The sequence below is a fragment of the Paracoccus spongiarum genome, from assembly GCF_030732095.1.
In the GTDB taxonomy this organism is placed as follows: domain Bacteria; phylum Pseudomonadota; class Alphaproteobacteria; order Rhodobacterales; family Rhodobacteraceae; genus Paracoccus; species Paracoccus spongiarum.
On the sequence record NZ_JAVAMQ010000026.1, the window covers coordinates 17,157 to 37,934 of the forward strand.

General features: G+C 70.9%; 19 protein-coding genes. 10 read left to right on the plus strand and 9 right to left on the minus strand.

Annotated elements, in window-relative coordinates; translation table 11 throughout:
• The first annotated feature begins 27 nt into the window (after positions 1-27).
• Complete coding sequence (locus Q5Y72_RS17740; protein WP_305964757.1) at positions 28-783, plus strand: sulfite exporter TauE/SafE family protein; 756 nt, start codon at positions 28-30, stop codon at positions 781-783.
• Between the two features lie 4 nt (positions 784-787).
• Positions 788-1,135 carry a RidA family protein gene (locus Q5Y72_RS17745; protein WP_305964758.1) on the plus strand — a complete coding sequence of 116 codons (348 nt, stop codon included), beginning with the start codon at positions 788-790 and terminating at the stop codon, positions 1,133-1,135.
• Here the strand turns inward: Q5Y72_RS17745 and lpxB are convergent.
• From lpxB to Q5Y72_RS17785, 8 genes are all read right to left on the minus strand, one after another.
• Entirely contained in the window at positions 1,113-2,273 is a 1,161-nt protein-coding gene (gene lpxB, locus Q5Y72_RS17750) for a lipid-A-disaccharide synthase (protein ID WP_305964759.1), read from the minus strand. The genes Q5Y72_RS17745 and lpxB overlap by 23 nt on opposite strands.
• Before the next feature lie 73 nt (positions 2,274-2,346).
• Positions 2,347-3,156 carry an LpxI family protein gene (locus Q5Y72_RS17755; RefSeq protein ID WP_305964760.1) on the minus strand — a complete coding sequence of 270 codons (810 nt, stop codon included), beginning with the start codon at positions 3,154-3,156 and terminating at the stop codon, positions 2,347-2,349.
• Positions 3,153-3,941 carry an acyl-ACP--UDP-N-acetylglucosamine O-acyltransferase gene (gene lpxA, locus Q5Y72_RS17760; RefSeq protein ID WP_305964761.1) on the minus strand — a complete coding sequence of 263 codons (789 nt, stop codon included), beginning with the start codon at positions 3,939-3,941 and terminating at the stop codon, positions 3,153-3,155. The genes Q5Y72_RS17755 and lpxA overlap by 4 nt, the downstream gene beginning before the upstream one ends.
• Positions 3,934-4,413, minus strand: coding sequence for a 3-hydroxyacyl-ACP dehydratase FabZ (fabZ, locus tag Q5Y72_RS17765; protein WP_305964762.1), 480 nt, complete (start codon positions 4,411-4,413; stop codon positions 3,934-3,936). Before fabZ ends, lpxA begins: the two co-directional genes overlap by 8 nt.
• 82 nt (positions 4,414-4,495) lie before the next feature.
• Entirely contained in the window at positions 4,496-6,685 is a 2,190-nt protein-coding gene (locus tag Q5Y72_RS17770) for a hypothetical protein (RefSeq protein WP_305964763.1), read from the minus strand.
• Positions 6,682-9,504, minus strand: a complete 2,823-nt coding sequence (locus Q5Y72_RS17775) for a DUF4159 domain-containing protein (protein ID WP_305964764.1) — start codon at positions 9,502-9,504, stop codon at positions 6,682-6,684. The genes Q5Y72_RS17770 and Q5Y72_RS17775 overlap by 4 nt, the downstream gene beginning before the upstream one ends.
• Positions 9,504-10,373, minus strand: a complete 870-nt coding sequence (locus tag Q5Y72_RS17780; RefSeq protein WP_305964765.1) for a DUF58 domain-containing protein — start codon at positions 10,371-10,373, stop codon at positions 9,504-9,506. Before Q5Y72_RS17780 ends, Q5Y72_RS17775 begins: the two co-directional genes overlap by 1 nt.
• Positions 10,374-10,380: 7 nt before the next feature.
• Entirely contained in the window at positions 10,381-11,388 is a 1,008-nt protein-coding gene (locus tag Q5Y72_RS17785; RefSeq protein ID WP_305964766.1) for an AAA family ATPase, read from the minus strand.
• Positions 11,389-11,452: 64 nt separating this feature from the next.
• Between Q5Y72_RS17785 and Q5Y72_RS17790 the strand changes: the two genes are divergently transcribed.
• The 8 genes from Q5Y72_RS17790 to metK all read left to right on the plus strand — a co-directional run bounded on the left by Q5Y72_RS17790 (position 11,453) and on the right by metK (position 20,133).
• On the plus strand, positions 11,453-12,001 hold the full coding sequence (locus tag Q5Y72_RS17790; RefSeq protein ID WP_305964767.1) for a DUF1285 domain-containing protein: 549 nt from the start codon (positions 11,453-11,455) through the stop codon (positions 11,999-12,001).
• A gap of 6 nt (positions 12,002-12,007) precedes the next feature.
• On the plus strand, positions 12,008-12,772 hold the full coding sequence (locus tag Q5Y72_RS17795) for a hydroxypyruvate isomerase family protein (protein WP_305964768.1): 765 nt from the start codon (positions 12,008-12,010) through the stop codon (positions 12,770-12,772).
• A gap of 46 nt (positions 12,773-12,818) precedes the next feature.
• The gene (locus Q5Y72_RS17800; RefSeq protein ID WP_305964769.1) at positions 12,819-12,950 is read left to right on the plus strand and encodes a hypothetical protein; all 132 of its coding nucleotides are present in this window, start codon (positions 12,819-12,821) and stop codon (positions 12,948-12,950) included.
• Positions 12,951-13,124: 174 nt separating this feature from the next.
• Positions 13,125-14,072, plus strand: coding sequence for a hypothetical protein (locus tag Q5Y72_RS17805; protein ID WP_305964770.1), 948 nt, complete (start codon positions 13,125-13,127; stop codon positions 14,070-14,072).
• Positions 14,073-14,294: 222 nt separating this feature from the next.
• Positions 14,295-16,115: a translational GTPase TypA gene (gene typA, locus Q5Y72_RS17810; RefSeq protein ID WP_305964771.1), complete on the plus strand. Its 1,821-nt coding sequence runs from the start codon at positions 14,295-14,297 to the stop codon at positions 16,113-16,115.
• A gap of 328 nt (positions 16,116-16,443) precedes the next feature.
• Positions 16,444-17,151 (plus strand): TetR/AcrR family transcriptional regulator, encoded by a 708-nt coding sequence (locus tag Q5Y72_RS17815; protein ID WP_305964772.1) that lies wholly within the window; start codon positions 16,444-16,446, stop codon positions 17,149-17,151.
• 398 nt (positions 17,152-17,549) lie between these two features.
• Positions 17,550-18,941, plus strand: coding sequence for an adenosylhomocysteinase (gene ahcY / locus Q5Y72_RS17820; RefSeq protein WP_305964773.1), 1,392 nt, complete (start codon positions 17,550-17,552; stop codon positions 18,939-18,941).
• 4 nt (positions 18,942-18,945) lie between these two features.
• Positions 18,946-20,133, plus strand: a complete 1,188-nt coding sequence (gene metK / locus Q5Y72_RS17825; protein ID WP_305964774.1) for a methionine adenosyltransferase — start codon at positions 18,946-18,948, stop codon at positions 20,131-20,133.
• A gap of 50 nt (positions 20,134-20,183) precedes the next feature.
• On the opposite strand, the gene Q5Y72_RS17830 is transcribed toward metK, so the two are convergent.
• On the minus strand, positions 20,184-20,778 hold a 595-nt coding region (locus Q5Y72_RS17830; protein ID WP_305964775.1), incomplete at its 5' end, for a hypothetical protein.

Here is a 20,778-nt window from a genome sequence, read left to right on the forward strand (position 1 = left end):
CTCTCCGCCCCGTCCCGGAAGGCCCAGATGTTCGATTTCGTCCTGCTGTTCGTCGCCGGGCTGGTCGGAGGCATGCTGAACGCGGTCGCGGGGGGCGGAACCTTCATCACCTTTCCCGCACTGGTCTTCACCGGCGTGCCGCCGATCGCGGCCAATGCGACCACGACCGTCGCCGCCCTGCCCGGCTACCTCGCCGCGACCCTTGGATTCCGGCGCGACATCGCCGCGATGGACGGCGCGCCCATGCTGAAGCTGACCGGCTGGACGGCCGCGGGGGGCGCGCTGGGCTGCGCGCTGCTGCTGGTCAGTTCCAACGAGATCTTCTCGGTGCTGGTGCCCTTCCTGCTGCTGGCCGCCACCGTCGTCTTCTACTGGTCGGAGCCGATCCGCGCCTATGCCTCGCGCTGGCGGTCGGTGGTGACGCCCTTCGGGCTGGGCACGCTGCTGCCGATGGCGATCTATGGCGGCTATTTCAACGGCGGGCTGGGCATCATCATGCTGGCCGTCTTCGCGATGTGGGGCATGACCGAGCTGCACCAGATGAACGGGCTGAAAAGCTGGCTCAGCTTTGCGCTGGCGGTGATCGCCTTTGCGGTGTTCGCGATCGGTGGCAAGATCGTCTGGGGTCCCGCCGCGATCATGTCCGCGGGCACCATCATCGGCGGCTATGCCGGCGCGCCGGTCGCCCGCCGCATTCCCCGGCAGGCGTTGCGCCTGCTGATCGCCGCGGTCGGCTTTGGCATGACCGCGATCTTCTTCTGGCGTCTTCTGAACGGAGTATGAGACGATGACCGACATCAAGCGCATCGAATGCGGACAACGCATGAGCCAGGCCGTCGTGGCCAATGGCACGGTCTGGCTGGCAGGGCAGGTGGCCGAGCCGGGCAAGCCCGCCGCCGACCAGACCCGCGCCATCCTCGCGCAGATCGACACGCTGCTGAAGAAGGCCGGCACCGACAAGACGCGGATCGTCTCGGCCCAGATCTGGATGGCCGACATGGCCGATTTCGCGGCGATGAACGCGGTCTGGGACGCCTGGGTGCCGCAGGGCCACGCCCCGGCCCGCGCGACCGGCGAATCGAAGCTGGCGACGCCCGACTACAAGGTCGAGATCATCGTGACGGCGCTGCTGTAAGCGCCCCCAGGACCGAGCGCGCCGCCCGCAGCCCCGGCGCCTCGCCGCCCTTGCCCAGCCGGTCCATGGTCAGATCCATCGCGTCCAGCTGGGCCTTGCGGGTCGGCATGTCCTCAAGCACCGCCTGCAGGGCCAGCGCCATCGGCCCCGGCTGGCAGGCGCTGCCCAGGAATTCGGGCACCACGCGGGTCTCGCTGACCAGGTTGACCAGCGTCACCGTGTCGGTGCGCAGCAGCATCCCCACCACCATCCGGCTCAGCGGCGCCATGTCGTAGGCGATCACCATCGGGATGCGGTTCGCCGCCAGTTCCAGGCTGACCGTGCCCGATGCGGCCAGCGCCAGATCGGCCGCCGCGAAGGCCGCGACCTTCTCGGCCGGATCCTCGACCACGATCGGCGCGCAGGGCCAGCGCCGGGCCATGTCGCGCACCATGTGGGCCACGCCCGGCACGGTGGGCAGCACCACCCGCATCTCGGGCACCCGGTCGCGCAGCCGCATCAGCGCCTCGTCAAAGCGACCGGCAAGGCGGCCGACCTCGGACTTGCGCGATCCGGGCAGGCACAGAACCACCGGCGCCGCCACGTCGATGCCATGCGCGGCGCGGAACAGGCCCGCATCATCGGGGCCGCCGACCTCGGCGGTGGCGACCGGATGGCCGACGAAATCGCAGCTCATCCCGGCGGCCTGCATCAGCGGCGGCTCGAAGGGCAGGATCGCCAGAACATGGTCGATCACCTGCGCCATCTTCAGCGCCCGGCCCGGCCGCCAGGCCCAGACCGAGGGCGCAACGTAATGGATGGTGCGCAGGCGGGGGTTCAGCGCCCGCGCCGCCCGGGCGACGCGGAGGCAGAAATCGGGCGCGTCGATGGTGATCAGCGCGTCCGGCGCGGCCTCGGCTATGGCCCGCGCGGTCTGCGCGATCCGCCGCTTGAGATGGCGGTAATTCGGCAGCACCTCCCAGATGCCCATCAGCGACAGCTCGTCCATGTCGAACAGGCTGTCCATCCCCTGGGCCTGCATCCGCGGCCCGCCGATGCCTTCGAACCGCGCCGCCGGGTCAAGCTGGCGCAGCCCCGCCATCAGCGCGCCGCCCAGCTGGTCGCCCGACACCTCGCCCGCGATCAGGAAGAACTTCATCATCGCCTTCCGGTTGCTCGGTTACGCCATGCATAGGCCAGCCGCGCGCGGCTGGCCACCGCTTCGATGCCGGTCAGGTGCCGGCCTCGGCCCGCGCCCACAGGAACAGCCCCGCGGCCTCGGCGCGGCGCACCGCCTCGGCACGGTCCAGCAGGATCACCCCGCCCGCCTGCCAGGCGATGCCCGCCAGCCCCGCGGCGGCGGCCTGATCGACGGTGTCGGGGCCTAGCGCCGGCAGATCGACCCGCCGATCCTGACCGGGCTTCGGCGCCTTGTAGAACAGCCCGCGCCCGCCCTGCGGATCGGGACGCAGCCCGTCATGGCGCGCCACGAAATCCAGCATCGCGGCGGTGCCGGGCAGGGTCTCCAGCGCAAGGCACAACCCCTGCGCGACGACCACGCCCTGCCCGATGTCCAGCGGGCCGGTGCCGGCAAGGATCCGCGCCGCGCGGGCCGCGTCGCGCCGGTCGGCGACCGAGGGCGCGCCGGCCAGCACGCCCTCGCCGGGGACCAGATCGGGCAGGATCTCGTCCACCCCGCAGATCGCCAGGTCATGTTCCTCGAAGATGTCCAGCACCGTGCGCAGCGCGGCGTCGTCGCCCGACTGCATCGCCGTCAGGATGCGCGGGACCAGCTGCGCGGTGCGCGGATCGAAGGCCTCGGGGTCCAGCCGCGGCCGGCGCACCGCGCCGGCAAAGACCACCCGCCCGACGCCCTCGGCATGCAGGCTGTCCAGGAACGGCACCAGCCGTTCCAGCCGGAAACGGGTCGCCGGCACCGACGGGGCAAAGCCGTCCAGCGCATAGACCAGCGGATCGTCCAGCGCGGCGACGACCGCGGGCGCCAGCAGCCCCTGCCCGGCGATGACGGCGGTGCGGCTCATGCGGGCTTCGGCGCGAGGAACGACCGGTCGGTCGGCCCGAGGATGAAGTCCAGCACCTCGCGCTCCATGGCGGTCACCTCGCCTGCGGCATGGGCGCGGGCGGTATCGCGGAACGATCCCTGCCCCAGCATCCCCAGGAGGCCGCGCAGCGCCGCGATCTCGGCGCGGCTGGCGCCGCGGCGCTTGAGGCCCACCAGATTCAGCCCGTCCAGATGCCCGCGCGGGCCCTGCACCAGCCCGTAGGGGATCACGTCGGCGGTCACCATCGTCACCGCGCCGATCATCGCGCCGCGGCCGATGCGCACCCATTGATGCACGCCCGAGAGGCCGCCCACGATCACGTCGTCCTCCAGCACGCAATGGCCGGCGACCGAGGCGTTGTTGACGAGGATCACCTTGTTGCCGATCCGGCAGTCATGGGCGACATGGCTGCCCGCCATGAACAGCCCGTCATCGCCGATCCGCGTGACGCCGCCGCCGCCCTCGGTGCCGGGATTCATCGTGACATATTCGCGGATCCGGTTGCGGGCGCCGATCTCCAGACGGGCGCGCTCGCCGCGGAACTTCAGATCCTGCGGCACCTCGCCGATCGAGGCGAAGGGAAAGATGACCGTATCGGCCCCGATCACGGTCTCGCCGGTCACCACGACATGCGATTTCAGCACCGCGCCCTCGCCCAGCCGGACCTGCGGTCCGACGACGCAGAACGGGCCGATCTCGACCCCGCTGCCGATCTCCGCCCCCGGCTCGACGACGGCCGTGGGGTGGATCGTCGGCTCAGCCATCGGCCTTCAGATCCATCATCGCGGTGAAATCGGCCTCGGCGCAGACCTGTCCCTCGACCTTGGCGACGCCGCGGAACTTCCAGATCTTGCCGCCCGCGCGGGTGACGGTGCAGTGCAGTTCCAGCACGTCGCCCGGCACCACCATGCGGCGGAACTTGCAGTTGTCGATGCCCATGAAATAGGTCAGCAGCGGCTTGTCGATCACGTCGAGGCTGATGCCCACCACCACCGCCGAGGTCTGCGCCATCGCCTCGACGATGGTGACGCCGGGCATGATCGGCTGGGCCGGGAAATGGCCCTGGAAATGCGGCTCGTTGGCGGTGACGTTCTTGAGCCCCACGGCGCTTTCGAAGGCCACGATGTCGCGCACCTTGTCGATCAGCAGGAAGGGATAGCGGTGCGGAATGATCCGCTTGATCAGCGACAGATCAGCCTCGGTATACGGGGCAGGGTTGCGCGCGGTGTCGGCCATGGGCGTTCCTTCAGGCGATGTATCTCGGGTTAACAACGCCGCCCCGACTTGGCAAGCATGACCGGCCGCCGCCCGCCCTGCGTCACGAGGGTGTCGGCGCGGCCCCGCCGCCCGCGCGCAGCGGCGCCCCGCGCCTTCCTTCGGCCAGCCAGCCGGTCAGGATCAGCCCGGCGATCAGCGCAAGCCAGGCCCAGCCGGGCAGCAGCGGCCGGCGTTCCAGCCCGGTGACGGTCGCCGCCTCGCGCGGGGTGATCGCGATCCAGTCGCGGCCGACCCCGCGGCCATGCGCCCGCCGCCCCTCGGCCACGCGGCGCAGTTCGGGCATGCCCTCGGACAGACGCACGACCGCGCCGCCGGTGGCCTCGGCCAGCGGCGCCAGCGCGTCGCCGCGCGCCACGGTCTGTTCGAATTCGCGCGGCGCGGCGGGGCCCAGTGCCAGAACCCGGCGCAGATCGCCGTCCTGCAGCCTGTAAAGGCCCGGCTCGGGCGCCGTCCAGACGGCGGTGAACCGGCCGGGCCCGACCTCGGCCAGGGCCACCTCGTCGGTCTGCCCGTCCGGGCGGGTGACGATCAGCGGGCCGGCACTGTCCTGCATGCTGCGCCGGGTAAAGCGCACCTCCAGCCCGCCCGAGACATCCGCCAGCAGGGCCTCTTCCTCGAGTTCGGGTTCCTTCATCGACCAGTGCGCGATGCGGCGCAGCAGTTCCAGCTGCGGGCCGCCGCCCTCGAAGCCGCGCCCCCACAGCCAGACCTGGTCCGAGGTCAGCATCGCCACCCGCCCCTCGCCCACCCGGCTCAGCATCAGCAGCGGCTTGCCCTCGGCCCCGGTCATGGCGACCTGCGCCCCCGGCGCGGGCTCGGCCTCGGCCATGCGCAGCCAGCGGCCCCAGCCCGCGCCGTCCGTCCCCGCATCGGCCCCCGCATCCGCATCCGCAGCGGCCCCGGCATCCGCAGCGGCCCCGGGCGCGCCCGGCAGGCCGGCGGTGACCGGGTGGCGGCGGCCATCCTCGGTCAGCTGCGGGGTGAAGGGCGCGTCGATCACCCGCCCGGTCGGCCGCGCCGGCAGGATCCGGCCCAGCGGCGACAGGTTCAGCCCCTCGACGCTGGCCATCTCGGGGCCCGCGGCGACCAGGATCGCGCCGCCCTCCTCGACATAGCGGGCGATGTTGGCGAAGTAGTCGGGCGGCAGGATGCCGCGCACGCGGTAGCGGTCGAAGATGATCAGGTCGAAATCGTCGATGCGCTGCAGGAACAGCTCGCGCGTGGGAAAGGCGATCAGCGACAATTCGTCGACCGGCACGCCGTCCGACTTGTCGGGCGGGCGCAGGATGGTGAAGTGGATCAGGTCCACCGCCGCATCCGATTTCAGCAGGTTGCGCCAGGTCCGTTCGCCGGCATGCGGCTCGCCCGAGACCAGCAGCACGCGCAGCCGGTCGCGCACGCCGTTGATGCTGATCGCGGCGCTGTTGTTGCGGTCGGTCAACTCGTCGCCGCCGGGCGCGTCGAAGCCGATCTGCACGACGTTCTGCCCGGCATGGGACGGCGTCACCGGCAGTTCCAGCGAGACGCCGACCGGCACCGCATAGGTCTGTTCGGCCTCGCCGTCGATGCTGATGCGCAGATTGGCCGAGCCGCCGCGCAGCGCATCGGGCACCGCGCCCTGATCCTCGATGCGCAGCCGGATCGTCACCTCCTGGTCGATCAGCCCGAAGGCCGGCGCCTCCTCGATGACCAGCCGGCGGTCCCAGTCCTGCGGCCGCCCCGTCAGCAGCAGGTGGACCGGCGCGGGCAGGCCCGCGGGCAGCATCGCCGGATCATGCAGGTTGCCGTCGCTGACCGCGATCACGCCCGCAAGCCGGGCCGCCGGCTCGGCCGCGACGGCGCGCGACAGGGCGGTGGCCAGCAGCGTGCCGTCCTCGGCGTCGCCGACGGTGACGCGGCGCAGGTCGGTCCCCGGCAGCGCGGCGATCTGCCGGGCCAGCGCGTCGATGGCCGCATCGGTCTGGGCGCCGCGTTCGGGCAGCGACTGGCTGGCCGAGCGGTCGTCCAGCAGGATCACGATGTCGCTGAGGCCGGCGCGGCTGCCGATCTCCAGCGCGGGACCGGCCAGCGCCAGCGCCGCGGCCAGCCCGGCCAGCCCGCGCCAGGCCCAGCCGCGCAGCCCGCGCCACAGCGCGAAGCCCGCCACCAGCAGCGCCAGCCCGGCCAGCAGCCCGACCACCCACCACGGCAGGGCCGGGTCGAAACGCAGCTGGGTGCCCGCAGGGATCACGGCCCAAGCTCCTCTTCGACGCGCAGCCGGTCCAGCAGCGCCGGCACATGCACCTGATCGGATTTGTAGTTCCCGGTCAGGACATACATGACGACGTTGATGCCGAACCTGAAGGCCAGTTCGCGCTGGCGCTCGCCCTCCCAGCCGCGCCCGATCGGATAGACCGGATAGCCGTTCGCGTCGATCGCCCAGGCCTCGGCCCAGCTGTTGCCGCCGATCAGCACCGGGCTGACCCCGTCATTCAACTGCCGGAAGGGCACGCCCTCGGCGGCGGCGGCGCCGGCGGGCGGCGCCTCGATCCAGACCGGGTTGCCCTGCCAGCGGCCCGGAAACGCGTCCAGCAGGTAGAAGGTGCGGGTCAGGACGTGATCCTCGGGGATCGGCGCCAGCGGCGGCACCTCCAGCGGCGCGGCCAGGCGGCGCAGCGCCGCGGACATGTCGGGGCCGCCCACGCCGGCGAGGTCGCCGTCGCGGGTGTCGAACAGGATCATCCCGCCCGAGCGCAGGAAATGGTTCAACCGCAGATAGGCCTGCGGCGAGGGCGCCGGCTGGTCCTCGGTCACCGGCCAGTAGAGAAGCGTCAGCACCGCAAGATCGTCGCGGTCGAGGTCGATCGCGACCGGCCTGCCCGGCTCGACCGAGGTGCGCTGGCGCAGCGCCAGCGACAGCCCGGTCAGCCCCTCCTGCGACACCTCGTCCACCGCCTCGTCGCCGGTCAGCACATAGGCCAGCGCCACCTCGTCGGCGGCGCGGATCAGTTCGGGGTTGATCGCGGCCTCGCCGTCCGCCGGCTGCGCGCCCTGCCCCTGCTGCGCCCCGCCCCCCTGCTGCGCCCACGCGGCGGGCGGCGGCACCAGCAGCAGCGCGCCCAGCAGCAGCGCCGCGGCCACGCGGCCGCCCCGCGCCACGGCCGCCGATCCCAGCGAGTCCAGCACCAGGATCAGCGCGGCCGCCGCCAGCAGCCAGCCCTTGAGGTCGCGGCCAGGCGTCTCGGCCCGGCGTTCGACCCGCGCGCCCGACCACTCGGCCAGCGCGACCGGTCCGCCCCCGGCATTCAGCGCGACCCGGCGTTCGCCCGCCGCATAGATGCCCGCCGGCCGGCCCGGTCCGGGGCCCTGCGCCAGATCGGCGGCGGGCACCGGGGCCAGGTCCTCGGCCGGGGCGGCGCGGCCGAAACCGTCCAGCACGGTCTGCGGGGTCCAGAAGGGCTGCTCGCGGTCGTCGGCGCGTTCCGCGGTCTCGGTCAGCCGGGCGGTGGCGACCAGCCGGTCAAGCATCTCGACGAACAGCCCCGACAGCGGCAGGTTCGACCATTCGGCGTTGGCGGTCACATGGACCAGCACGATCTGGCCCTCGCCGCGGCGGTCGCGGGTAATCAGCGGCGTGTTGTCCGACAGCGCGGCGATGGTGCGTCCGGCCAGTTCCGGCGCGGGCTGCGCCATCAGCTGTGCCCGCACGGCGACATCCGCGGGGGCGGTGAGCCCGGCAAAGATGCCGTCGCCGGCAAAGGGCGCCAGACCGCGCGGGTCGCCCCAGCTCAGCGCGCCGCCGATGTCGCGCCCGCCCTGCCGCAGGATCACCGGCAGCAGCGGCTCGTCGATCAGCCGGTCGAAGCCGGCCATGCGCGGCCCGGCAAAGCGGATCAGCAGCCCGCCGGCCTCGACCCAGTCGGCCAGTTCGCCGGCTTCGGCCATCTCGACCTGATCGACGAGGATGACGACATCGGGCGCGGTGTCCAGCACATCGCCCAGTCCGCCCTCGACCAGATCGGCGCCGGGCGCCAGCGCGCGGCGCAGGTAATGCAGCGGCGACAGCAATTGCTGGCCCTCGGCCTGGCGGTCGGCATCGCCCACCAGCCCGACCTTGCGCCGCCGCACCCGGTCGTCGGCCAGCACCACGGCGCCGGCATGGCTGTCGCCCTCGACCTGGAAGCGGGTGATGCGGTTGCGCAGCTCGGGCGGCAGGTCGATGGCGACGGGCCGGGTGGTGATCCCGCCGGCGCCGGTCGCCGCGCCGGGCGCCAGCCGCGCCAGTTCGCGCGACACGCCCTGCGGGTCGGGGCCGATGGCGAGGATGGCGGGCGCGTCCTGCCCCGCCGCCTCGCCGGTGGCGGCCAGCATCAGCGCCGGTGCCTCGCCCTCGACCAGGCCCAGCATCCGCAGCGGCCGCGACGGCGGCACCACCGTCACCGGCCCGCGCGCCGCCAGCGCCGCCAGCAGCGCCGCGCGGCCCGGATGATCCAGCCCGTCGGCGATCCACAGCGTCGCCAGCGGCCCGTCGGGCATGTCTGCCAGCAGCGCGTCGGGTTCGTCTGGATAGGTGGTGGCCCAGGACACCGGCTGCGCCGCCCGCAGCCCCGCCAGCAGCGTGTCGGCCGGCGCAAGGACCAGCGGGCCGGGATCGGCGCGGCCATCGGCCAGCAGCAGCGCGGCGGGCCGGCCCTGCGCGGCGGCCTCGGCCAGCGCCCGTTCGGCGCGGCCCTGCCGGCCGGCCCAGTCTGGCGCCGCGGCCCAGCCCGCATCCAGCACCACCAGCAGGGGGCCGCTGGCGGGGACCTGCAAGACCGGCTTCCAGACCGGCCCCGCAAAGGCCAGGATCAGCGCCGCGATCGCCGCCAGCCGCAGCAGCAACAGCCACCACGGCGTGCGCCGCGCCACCGGGACACGGTCGGCCAGCCCCAGCAGCAGCGCGACACCCGGAAAGGCCACCCGGCGCGGGGCCGGCGGCATCGCCCGCAGGATCAGCCACAGCACCGGCAGCGCGATCAGCGCGGCCAGCAGCCAGGGCGCGGCAAAGCCAATGGGACCCAGGACCAGCATCAGCCCCCCAGCACGCGGTGCAGCCAGCCCAGCGCCACGGCGGGCGCGTGGTCGGTCGCGTGATGGCCGAAATGCCAGCCGGCGCCCTGCGCCCGGTCGCGCAGCCAGTCGCGGCGCGCCGCCAGCCGGTCCAGATAGGCCTGCCGCAGCCCCGCCGCGTCGCGGCTGTCATGGCGCAGCGCCCCGCTGACCGAGCGGAAATCGACCGCGCCGGCATAGGGGAAATTCTCCTCGTCGGGGTCCAGCACCTGCATCAGCACGCCGGTCACGCCCATGGACGCCGCCCGCGCCAGCAGCACCGCCACCCAGTCCGGGTCGGTCAGGAAATCCGACAGGATCACCAGCCGCTGATGGGGCCGCAGCGCCTGCGCCTCGGGGGCGTCGCCATCGCCCGCCCCGGCCTGCGCGGCCAGCAGCCCCTGCGCCAGCCGCTCGGCCTGCGCACGGCCGGCGCGCGGCGGCTGGCCCAGCAGCCCGACCTTCTCGCCGCCGCGCAGCAGCACCATGCCCAGCGCCAGCGCCAGCAGCTGCGCCCGCGCGCCCTTGGCGGGCCGGTCGGGCGCGCCCGCATAGCCCATGCCCTGCCCGGCCGAGACCCACAGCCCGACCGCCTGCGCCGTCTGCGCCTCGCGGTCGCGCACGAATTGCGCATCCGACCGGGCCGAGCGGCGCCAGTCGATGCTGCGGGCGCTGTCGCCCTGGCTGGCGGGACGGTATTGCCAGAAATCCTCGCCCGGCCCGGCCCGGCGCAGGCCATGCGCGCCCGGCGCCACCACGGCGGCCAGCCGCTCGGCCGACAGGATCAGGCCGGGCAGATGGGCGCTGGCGCTTTCGGCGCGGGCCCGAAGGTCGGCGGCGCCTGGCGTCAAGATGCCCTCATGCCGCCTGCCTTGCGCCCAACCGGGCGTCCAGCACGCGGCCGATCACGCCATCGACGGTCTCGCCGCGTGCCCGCGCCGCGAAGGACAGCGCCATCCGGTGGCGCAGCACCGGCGCGGCCATGGCCTCGACATCCTCCAGCGTCGGCGCAAAGCGGCCGTTCAGCACCGCCCGCGCCCGCGTCACCAGCATCAGCGCCTGCGCCGCGCGCGGCCCCGGCCCCCAGACCAGCGCCTCGGCCATGTCGGGGGCGGCCTCCTCGGCCCCGGGGCGGAAGGCGCGGACAAGGTCCAGGATCGCCTCGACCACCGCCGCGCCGACCGGCATCTGCCGGATCAGCCGCTGCGCCGCGATCAGCCCGGCCGGCTCGAAGGCGCGATGCGCGGCGCCCTCGTCCAGCCCGGTGGTGGCCAGCAGGATCTCGCGTTCGGTGTCGCGGTCGGGATAATCCACGTCGATCTGCAACAGGAACCGGTCCAGCTGCGCCTCGGGCAGCGGATAGGTGCCCTCCTGCTCGATCGGGTTCTGCGTGGCCAGCACATGGAAGGGCCGGCCCAGCGGGCGGTGCTGGCCGCTGATGGTGACCTCGCGTTCCTGCATCGCCTGCAGCAGCGCCGACTGGGTGCGCGGGCTGGCGCGGTTGATCTCGTCGGCCATCAGCAGCTGGGTGAACACCGGCCCCTCGATGAACCGGAACGCCCGGCTGCCGTCGCCCAGCACGTCCAGCACCTCGGAGCCGAGGATGTCGGCGGGCATCAGGTCGGGGGTGAACTGGATGCGCTGGCTGTCCAGCCCCAGCACCGTGGCCAGCGTGCCGACCAGCATGGTCTTGCCCAGGCCCGGCTGGCCGACCAGCAGCGCATGCCCGCCCGACAGGATCGCCGCCAGCACCTGTTCGACCACCGCGTGCTGGCCGACGAAGCGGCGTTCGATGCTGGCGCGGGCCTCGCCCAGCCGCACCGCGAGGGCCTCGACCTCCTGGACCAGAATTTCATCCGAAGCCATGACAACGCCCTTCTGCTGCTCTAAGGCAGAGCATAGGCAAGACATCACGGGGCGACCACACAGAATGCCGGATCACAGTGACAATAGCGTGAGTGCCGACAGCATCGCCGCCGCCGCCGGCAAGGCCGCGCAGGGCGGCGGGCTGCCGCCGGTGCATCTGTGGAACCCGCCCTTCTGCGGCGATCTGGACATCGAGATCCGCGCCGACGGCACCTGGTTCTACCAGGGCACGCCGATCGGGCGGCCGGCGATGGTGCGGCTGTTCTCGACCATCCTCAAGCGCGAGGGCGACCGCTTCTTCCTCGTCACCCCGGCCGAGAAGGTCGGCATCCGGGTCGAGGACGCGCCCTTCGTGGCCACCGACGCCGACATCGCGCCCGACCGCATCACCTTCACCACCAATGTCGGCGACCGGGTGGTGGCGGGCGAGGGCCACGCCATCATCCTGCGCGGCAGCCCTACCGAGCCGCGCCCCTATGTGCATGTGCGCGCCGGGCTCGAGGCGCTGATCGACCGCAAGACCTTCTACCGGCTGGCCGCGGCCGCCACCGACGGTCCCGAGGGCCGCGCCGGTGTGCGCTCCGGCGGCCGGTTCTTCCCGCTGGAGGCGTGACCGCAGATGCCGCGCTTTGCCGCCAACCTGACCATGCTGTTCACCGAACTGCCGATGCTGGAACGCTTTGCGGCGGCGGCGGATGCGGGCTTCACCGGGGCCGAGATCCTGTTTCCCTACGACATCGCCGCCCGCGACCTGTCGCGCGCCGCAATCTCGGCCGGGCTGCAGATGGTGCTGATCAACACGCCGCCGCCGAACTGGGCGGGCGGGCCGCGCGGCTTCGCGGCGCTGCCGGGCGGCGAGGACCGCTTTCGCCACGATTTCGAACGCGCGCTGCGCTTTGCCGAGGCGCTGCGGGCGCGCCACATCCACGTCATGGCCGGCGCCGCCGAGGGTCCGCAGGCCGAGGCGACCTTCATCGCCAACCTCGCCTGGGCGGCCGAACGCGCGCCGCAGGCCAGCCTCACCATCGAGCCGATCAACCGCACCGACATGCCGGGCTATTTCCTCGCCGATTACGACCTTGCCCTGCGCGTGATCGAGGCCGTCGGCGCACCCGGTCTGGGCCTGCAATTCGACGCCTACCACGCGCAGATGATCACCGGCGACGTGCTGGCGACCTGGGCGCGCGTGGCGGACCGGGTGCGCCATGTCCAGATTGCCGGCTGCCCCGGCCGGCACGAGCCCGAGGCCGGCCAGATCGACTATCCGGCCTTCTTCGCGAGGCTGGACCGCGACGGCTATGGCGGCTGGGTCAGCGCCGAATACACGCCCCGCCGGCAGACCGAGGCCGGGCTGGGCTGGCTGCCGAGGCGGCAACACCCGTAATTGTGAAAATGTGGGAACCGGTTCAGGATCACTTCGTTGTGACACGATGCCGCATGCAGCCCATGTGCGCGACACAACCGATCAAGTGAGGAGCCAACCCGTCATGAATTCCATCATCTACATCGTCGGCCTCGTCGTCGTCGTGCTGTTCATCCTGTCGTTCCTGGGCCTGCGCTGAGGCCACGCCGCCATCACGGCGCCGCGCGGCCATGTCGACTGGCCATCCATTCTCGCTGGCGCGGCCATCGCCTGCGGCCTGTCGGTCGTCCTCACCGGCTTCACCGCCGCGATCGGACTGGGCTCGGTCTCGGCCGAGCGCGGCGAGGGCCTGGGCACCTTCGCGCTGATCCTCGTGGGGCTGTTCGCCTTCCTGTCCATGGTGGCGATCTACGGGCTGGGCGGCTATGTCGCCGGCCGGATGCGCACCCGCACCAGCACCTCGGAAGACGAGATCGAGGCGCGTGACGGCATCCACGGCCTGACCGTCTGGGCCCTCGGCATGATCCTCAGCGGCCTTCTGGCGGCGGGCGCGGTGGGCACCGGCGTCCGCACCGTCGGCAGCGCCGCGACCAGCGCGGTCGAGGCCGCGGGCTCGGCCGTGGGCGGTGTCGCCCAGGGCACGGGTCAGCTGGCCGGCGGCATCGTCGGCGGCGTGGGCCAGATCGCGGGCGGCGCCATCAGCGGCGTGGGCCAGCTGGCCGGCGGCGTCGTGTCCGGCGCGGGCAATGCGGCCGGCGGCCAGCAGATGGGCGGCAACCCGCTGGACTATGTCACCGACCGTCTGCTGCGCAGCGAGGCCAGCGCGCCCGACCAGTTCTCGAACGAGCAGATCCGCAGCGAGGTGCTGTCCATCCTCGGCAGCGTCCTGCGCACCGGCGACGTTCCCGACGAGGACCTCGACGAGGACCTCGACTACCTGCGCGACGCGCTGGCCGCCCGGACCTCGCTGACCCCGGCCCAGATCGACGCGCGCGTCGAGGATGCCGTGACGCGGACCCAGGCCCTGCGCGACGAGGCGGAAAAGCGCCTGACCGACGCCCGGGCCGAGGCCGAGGAGGCGCTGGCCGCCGCCGAGGCGCAGGCGCAGAAACTGCGCGACGAGACCCAGCAGCGCGTGGACGAGGCGCAGGCCGCCGCCGTCGACGCCGCCGAGGCCGCCCGCAGCGCGGCGGTCTGGTCGGCCCTGTTCCTGGCCGTCAGCTCGCTGGTCGCGGGTCTGGCTGCCTGGATGGGCGCCATCCGTGGCGGATCGGACCGCGACGCGGGCCGCGTCTGGACCGGACTGACCCGTCGCCGCTGAAACGGGCCGGGCCGGCATACCGCCCACCCGCTCCGAAGGACATCCCGATCTGCCCTGCCCCCCGGCCCCGCGCCGGGGGGGCAGGCGTTTGACGCATCCGGCAGAGGCCGCCCCCACCGCCCTTCCGCGGCGCGCCTGCGGCGCCGCGCGGGCGGGCATTTGCGGTCTGGCCTTTGCGGGCCGTATCCGCTAGGGCAGCCGCGAGCACCAAAGAAGGCCACCATGGATATCCGCAATATCGCCATCATCGCCCACGTCGACCACGGCAAGACGACGCTGGTCGATCAGCTTCTGAAGCAGTCGGGCGCCTTCCGCGAGAACCAGGCCGTCGCCGAACGGGCGATGGACAGCAACGACATCGAACGCGAACGCGGCATCACCATCCTGGCCAAGGCCACGTCGGTCGAATGGAAGGGCACGCGCATCAACATCGTGGACACCCCCGGCCACGCCGATTTCGGCGGCGAGGTGGAACGCATCCTGTCGATGGTCGATGGCGTCTGCCTGCTGGTCGATGCGGCCGAGGGGCCGATGCCGCAGACCAAGTTCGTGACCTCTAAGGCGCTGGCGCTGGGGCTGCGCCCGATCGTGGTGCTGAACAAGGTCGACAAGCCCGCGGCCGAGCCCGACAACGCGCTGAACGACGTGTTCGACCTGTTCGCCAATCTCGGCGCCAGCGACGACCAGCTGGACTTTCCGCATGTCTATGCCTCGGGCATCGGCGGCTGGGCCGACGAGACGCTGGACGGCCCGCGCAAGGACATGTCGGCGCTGTTCGACCTGATCCTGCGCCATGTGCAGCCGCCCGCCCAGGTCGCCCGCGCCGCCGAGCCGTTCCGGATGCTGGCCACCACGCTGGGCGCCGACCCGTTCCTCGGCCGACTGCTGACCGGCCGGGTCGAGGCCGGCACCGCGAAGGCCGGCGACACGCTGAAGGCGCTGTCGCGCGACGGCGAGCGGATCGAACAGTTCCGCATCAGCAAGATCCTGGCCTTCCGCGGCCTGACCCAGACCCCGATCGACACCGCCGAGGCCGGCGACATCGTCACCCTCGCCGGCATGGCCAAGGCCACCGTGGCCGACACGCTCTGCGCGCCGGACGTGACCGAAGCGCTGCCCTCGCAGCCGATCGACCCGCCCACGATCAGCGTCACCTTCGGCATCAACGACAGCCCGCTGGCCGGGCAGGACGGCAAGAAGGTGCAGAGCCGCGTGATCCGCGAAAGGCTGATGCGCGAGGCCGAGGTGAACGTCGCCATCAAGGTCGAGGATACCCCCGGCGGCGAGGCCTTCGTGGTCTCGGGACGCGGCGAGCTGCAGATGGGCGTGCTGATCGAGAACATGCGCCGCGAGGGGTTCGAACTGTCCATCTCGCGCCCGCGCGTGATCTTCCGCGACGAGGACGGCCAGCGCATGGAGCCGGTCGAGGAGGTCATCATCGATGTCGATGACGACTATACCGGCGTGGTGATCGAGAAGCTGACCGGCGAACGCAAGGGCGAGATGGTGGACATGCGCCCCGCGGGCGTCGGCAAGACCCGGATCGTCGCGCATGTCCCCTCGCGCGGGCTGATCGGCTATCACGGCGAATTCATGACCGACACGCGCGGCAACGGCGTGCTGAACCGCATCTTCCACGGCTGGGCGCCCTACAAGGGCGCCATCCAGGGCCGCCGGCAGGGCGTCCTCATCAGCATGGAGGACGGCGTGTCCGTCGCCTATGCGCTGTGGAACCTGGAAGATCGCGGCAAGATGTTCATCGGCGCGCAGGAACAGCTGTATCAGGGCATGATCATCGGCGAGCATTCCCGCGACAACGACCTGGAAGTGAACCCGCTGAAGGGCAAGAAGCTGACCAATGTGCGTGCCTCGGGCACCGACGAGGCGGTGCGCCTGACGCCCCCGGTGCGGATGTCGCTGGAAGAGGCCATCGCCTATGTCAACGACGACGAGCTGGTCGAGGTCACGCCCAGGAACATCCGCCTGCGCAAGCGCCATCTGGACCCCCATGAACGCAAGCGTCAGGCCCGCGCCGAGGCCTGAGCGGGACGTTTCCGTTATAATGCAAGGCAAAAACACGGCGGTTTTCCCTACCTGACGAATTGTTCCAGTTCGCCTCGGGCGACGGCTGTGCTAGCGTCGGCAAACGAAGATCAATTCGGGGGCTTCTGCCCATGACCCTGCATCCGCGCAGGTCCGAACCGCGAATCGCCGGGCCGACCGCCTCGGTGCCGGTTCCCTTGCATGCGATGCCGCGCTGTCTGCCCGCCGCAGCGTGCGCCGCGCTGGCGGTCCCCGGCCAGATGGCCGCATCGGGTCCCGGCCCGGGGTCGGGTCCGGCGCAGGGCTCCCGACGCAGGAAGGAACTGCCATGTCCGCTGGTGCACCCGCCGGCCTCGCCGCATCGGTCCACCATGCCCTGCTGTCGGAGCAGCAGGCGATGAGCAAGCACCAGCGCAGCACTGACGGGCTGGGAATCCACGGCCGGACCCTTGTCGCCGCGCTGGACATCATGGAGGAAACCCAGGCCACCGTGCCCAGCCTCGCGCGCATCGCCGAGGCGGTCGAGGTGCCGCTGGCCGATCTTCAGCGCATCTTTCCCAGCAATCAGGCGGTGCTGGTCGCCGCCGCCGAACAGGCGCTGGTGCGGCTGATGGACAGCTGCGTGAAGGCGGTGGTCAAGGTCGATCCCGAGGATGCCGTGGCCCAGTTCTGCGCGCTGGGCGATGCCTATATCGACTGGGCCGACACGCATCGTTCCCAGTTCCGGCTGCTGTCGGACGAACGCCTGCTGGACACGCTGAACACGCCGCAGCTGCGCCGCTACCTGAATTCGCTGACCGAACTGATGTCGCGGATGCTGGAACGGGCCCGCGATGCCGGCAACCTCGCGCCCGAGGAGAACATTCCCCTGATGGTGCTGTCCTCGCGCACCTTCGCCTATGGCGTCGCGCGCATGGTGATCGATCAGCGGATGGGGGAATGGTATCCCGAACTTCCGCCCGTGGACGCGGCCAAGATGGTGCTGCGCGATTTCGTGCGCCGGATCGCCCGCGGCTCGATCCGCCGGGCGCGCTGAGGCCCCGGCAGCCGACGCACCCCTTCGCCCCCCCGCACCCGGCTTTCGGGCGACCGGACCCCGCCTTCGGCCTCCGGGCACCCGGCCGCCGGTCCTGCCGGCAAGGGATGAACATTGCGCCGCGACATGCTAGGCTGGACACCAGGTCCAGCGGCACCGGCCCCCCCGCGCCGCGACACGGGATGGAAAGGAGGTCGCGCACGGCCGCCTTTCCGGGCTGCGGCGGGTCTGGGGTTCTGCCGCAGCCTTTACCCCGCGCCAGCGTCCGGCGGCCGCGGCGCGGTCGCGCGCCACCGTCGGGCCGCGCGTCACGGGCGCCGCGGCGTTATCGGACTTTCACCCAAACGGGTCATGCGCTATCACCTGCGCGACTTCTGACAGAAGAAAGACCCGATCCCGTGACCGACCACATCATCCGCGACATCGCGCTGGCCGATTATGGCCGCAAGGAACTGGACATCGCCGAAACCGAGATGCCCGGCCTGATGGCGCTGCGCGCCGAATACGGCGCGGCGCAGCCGCTGAAGGGGGCGCGGATCGCCGGCAGCCTGCACATGACCGTGCAGACCGCCGTGCTGATCGAGACGCTGACCGCGCTGGGCGCCGATGTCCGCTGGGCCTCGTGCAACATCTATTCCACCCAGGACCACGCGGCGGCGGCCATCGCCGCGACCGGCGTGCCGGTCTTTGCCGTCAAGGGCGAGACGCTGGCCGAATACTGGGCCTATACCGACCGCATCTTCATGTTCCCCGACGGCCCGGCGAACATGATCCTCGACGATGGCGGCGACGCGACCCTCTATGTCCTGCTGGGCGCCCGCGTCGAGGCCGGCGAGACCGACCTGATCGCCACCCCCACCAGCGAAGAGGAAGAGGCGCTGTTCGCCCAGATCCGCAGCCGCATCGACCAGACCCCGGGCTGGTTCGCCCGCCAGCGCGACGCGATCCGCGGCGTCTCCGAGGAAACCACCACGGGCGTCCACCGCCTCTATGACCTGCACAAGAACGGCCTGCTGCCCTTCCCGGCGATCAACGTCAACGACAGCGTCACCAAGTCGAAATTCGACAACAAGTATGGCTGCAAGGAAAGCCTGGTCGACGGCATCCGCCGCGCCACCGACGTGATGATGGCCGGCAAGGTCGCCGTGGTCTGCGGCTATGGCGATGTCGGCAAGGGCAGCGCCGCCAGCCTGCGCGGCGCCGGCGCCCGCGTGAAGGTGACCGAGGTCGACCCGATCTGCGCCCTCCAGGCCGCGATGGACGGCTATGAGGTGGTGACGCTGGAGGACGTGGCCGACAGCGCCGACATCTTCATCACCACCACCGGCAACAAGGACGTGATCCGGCTGGAACACATGCGCGCCATGAAGGACATGGCCATCGTCGGCAATATCGGCCATTTCGACAACGAGATCCAGGTCGCCGCACTGCGCAACCACCAGTGGACCAACGTCAAGGACCAGGTGGACATGATCGCGATGCCCTCGGGCAACCGCATCATCCTGCTGAGCCAGGGCCGGCTGCTGAACCTTGGCAACGCCACCGGCCATCCCAGCTTCGTCATGTCGGCCAGTTTCACCAACCAGGTGCTGGCCCAGATCGAGCTGTGGACCAAGGGCGACGACTACCGGCCGGGCGTCTATATCCTGCCCAAGGCGCTGGATGAAAAGGTGGCCCGGCTGCATCTGGACAAGATCGGCGTGCGGCTGACGCAATTGTCGCCCGAACAGGCGGCCTATATCGGCGTCACCCCCGAAGGCCCCTTCAAATCCGATCACTACCGGTACTGATCCCATGACCGAATACACCACCTTCACCTCGGAATCCGTGTCCGAGGGCCACCCCGACAAGATCGCCGACCAGATCAGCGACGCCATCCTCGACGCCATCCTGGCCGAGGATCCGCGCGCCCGCGTGGCCTGCGAAACCATGGTCAAGACCGGCGTGGCGATCATCTCGGGCGAGATCTCGACCAATGCCTGGGTCGATCTGGAATCGATCGTGCGCGGCGTCATCAACGACATCGGCTATACCAGCAGCGATGTCGGCTTCGACGGCGCGACCTGTTCGGTCATCAACATCATCGGCAAGCAGTCCCCCGAGATCAATCAGGGGGTTGACCGCGAAAGCCTCGAGGAACAGGGGGCCGGCGACCAGGGCTTGATGTTCGGCTATGCCAGCGACGAGACCGACGTGCTGATGCCCGCGTCGATCACCTATGCGCACCGCCTCGTGGAACGCCAGGCGCGGGTCCGCCGCGACGGCACCCTGCCCTGGCTGCGGCCGGACGCGAAATCGCAGATCACCCTGCGCTACGGCGCCGATGGCCGCCCCGAGGCGATCGAGGCGGTGGTGCTGTCCACCCAGCACAATCCCGACATCGCGCTGGCCGACCTGCGCGAGGCGGTGATCGAGGAAATCATCAGGCCCGTCCTGCCCGCCGAATGGCTGTCGGACGCGACGCAGTATTTCATCAACCCGACCGGCAAGTTCGTGATCGGCGGTCCGGTGGGCGATTGCGGCCTGACCGGGCGCAAGATCATCGTCGACAGCTATGGCGGCATGGCGCGGCATGGCGGCGGCGCGTTTTCCGGCAAGGACCCCAGCAAGGTCGACCGCTCGGCCGCCTATGCCGGTCGCTGGGTCGCCAAGAACATCGTCGCGGCCGGGCTGGCCAGCCGCTGCGAGATCCAGGTCAGCTATGCCATCGGCGTGGCCCAGCCCACCTCGATCAGCCTCAACTGCTTTGGCACCGAGACGGTGCCGGTGGATCGCATCGTCGCCGCCGTCCGCGAGGTCTTCGACCTGCGCCCCTTCGCGATCATCCGCGAACTGGACCTGCTGCACCCGATCTACCGCCCGACCGCCAGCTATGGCCATTTCGGCCGCGCTCCCTACCCGCTGGCCGGCGCCACCGCCTTCAGCTGGGAACAGACCGACCGCGCCGAGGCGCTGAAGGCGGCTCTCGATTACGATGGGTAACGATGCCCGTGGGCGAGCAAGGGAACAGGGCAACAGCTAAAATTGCCCGTTCAGGCTGTATTGCGATTACGAACTTTCAGTTCCTCATATATGCGCTGTGCAGCCTTGAATCTTTTAAAGACGCCCGTCTTCTCTGAACGGATAACTGCCAGCAGATCATCTTTCGTCGCCAGTTCACCCGATCGAATTTTTTCTGCGATGCGTGTGTTGGGGGTGTCCAGGTCCTCGTCAGACGTCTGGTTTGCGATCACGTCTGCTCTAGCAATCATCGCCGCCCGATCCCTGTCTACCGCACTGTCCCCATAGAATACGTCAAGAACCGCCCAAACATAGGCGCGCTCCAATGAGCTTTCTGGCAGCGGATTTAGCCAAGCACGCGAGCGGGCTTCGGTCGTGGATTTCACATCCCAAACACGATCATTCCGCCATTCCAATTCTTGTGCAATCGCTGCAACAGCCAGTGGATTGGCCGACTCCAAGAGCACCCTTTCCAGATCGCCAAAATCCGTAACATAGGCGCCTACAGACTTGCTCAGCAATTCGTGCACCTCTGCCATGTAAACTTCTTGAAACCTCACAAGATCCTTCGCTTCTATGCTTTCCTCATCCTTGTCTTCCATGCTTTCCTTCAGCCATAAGAAGTCC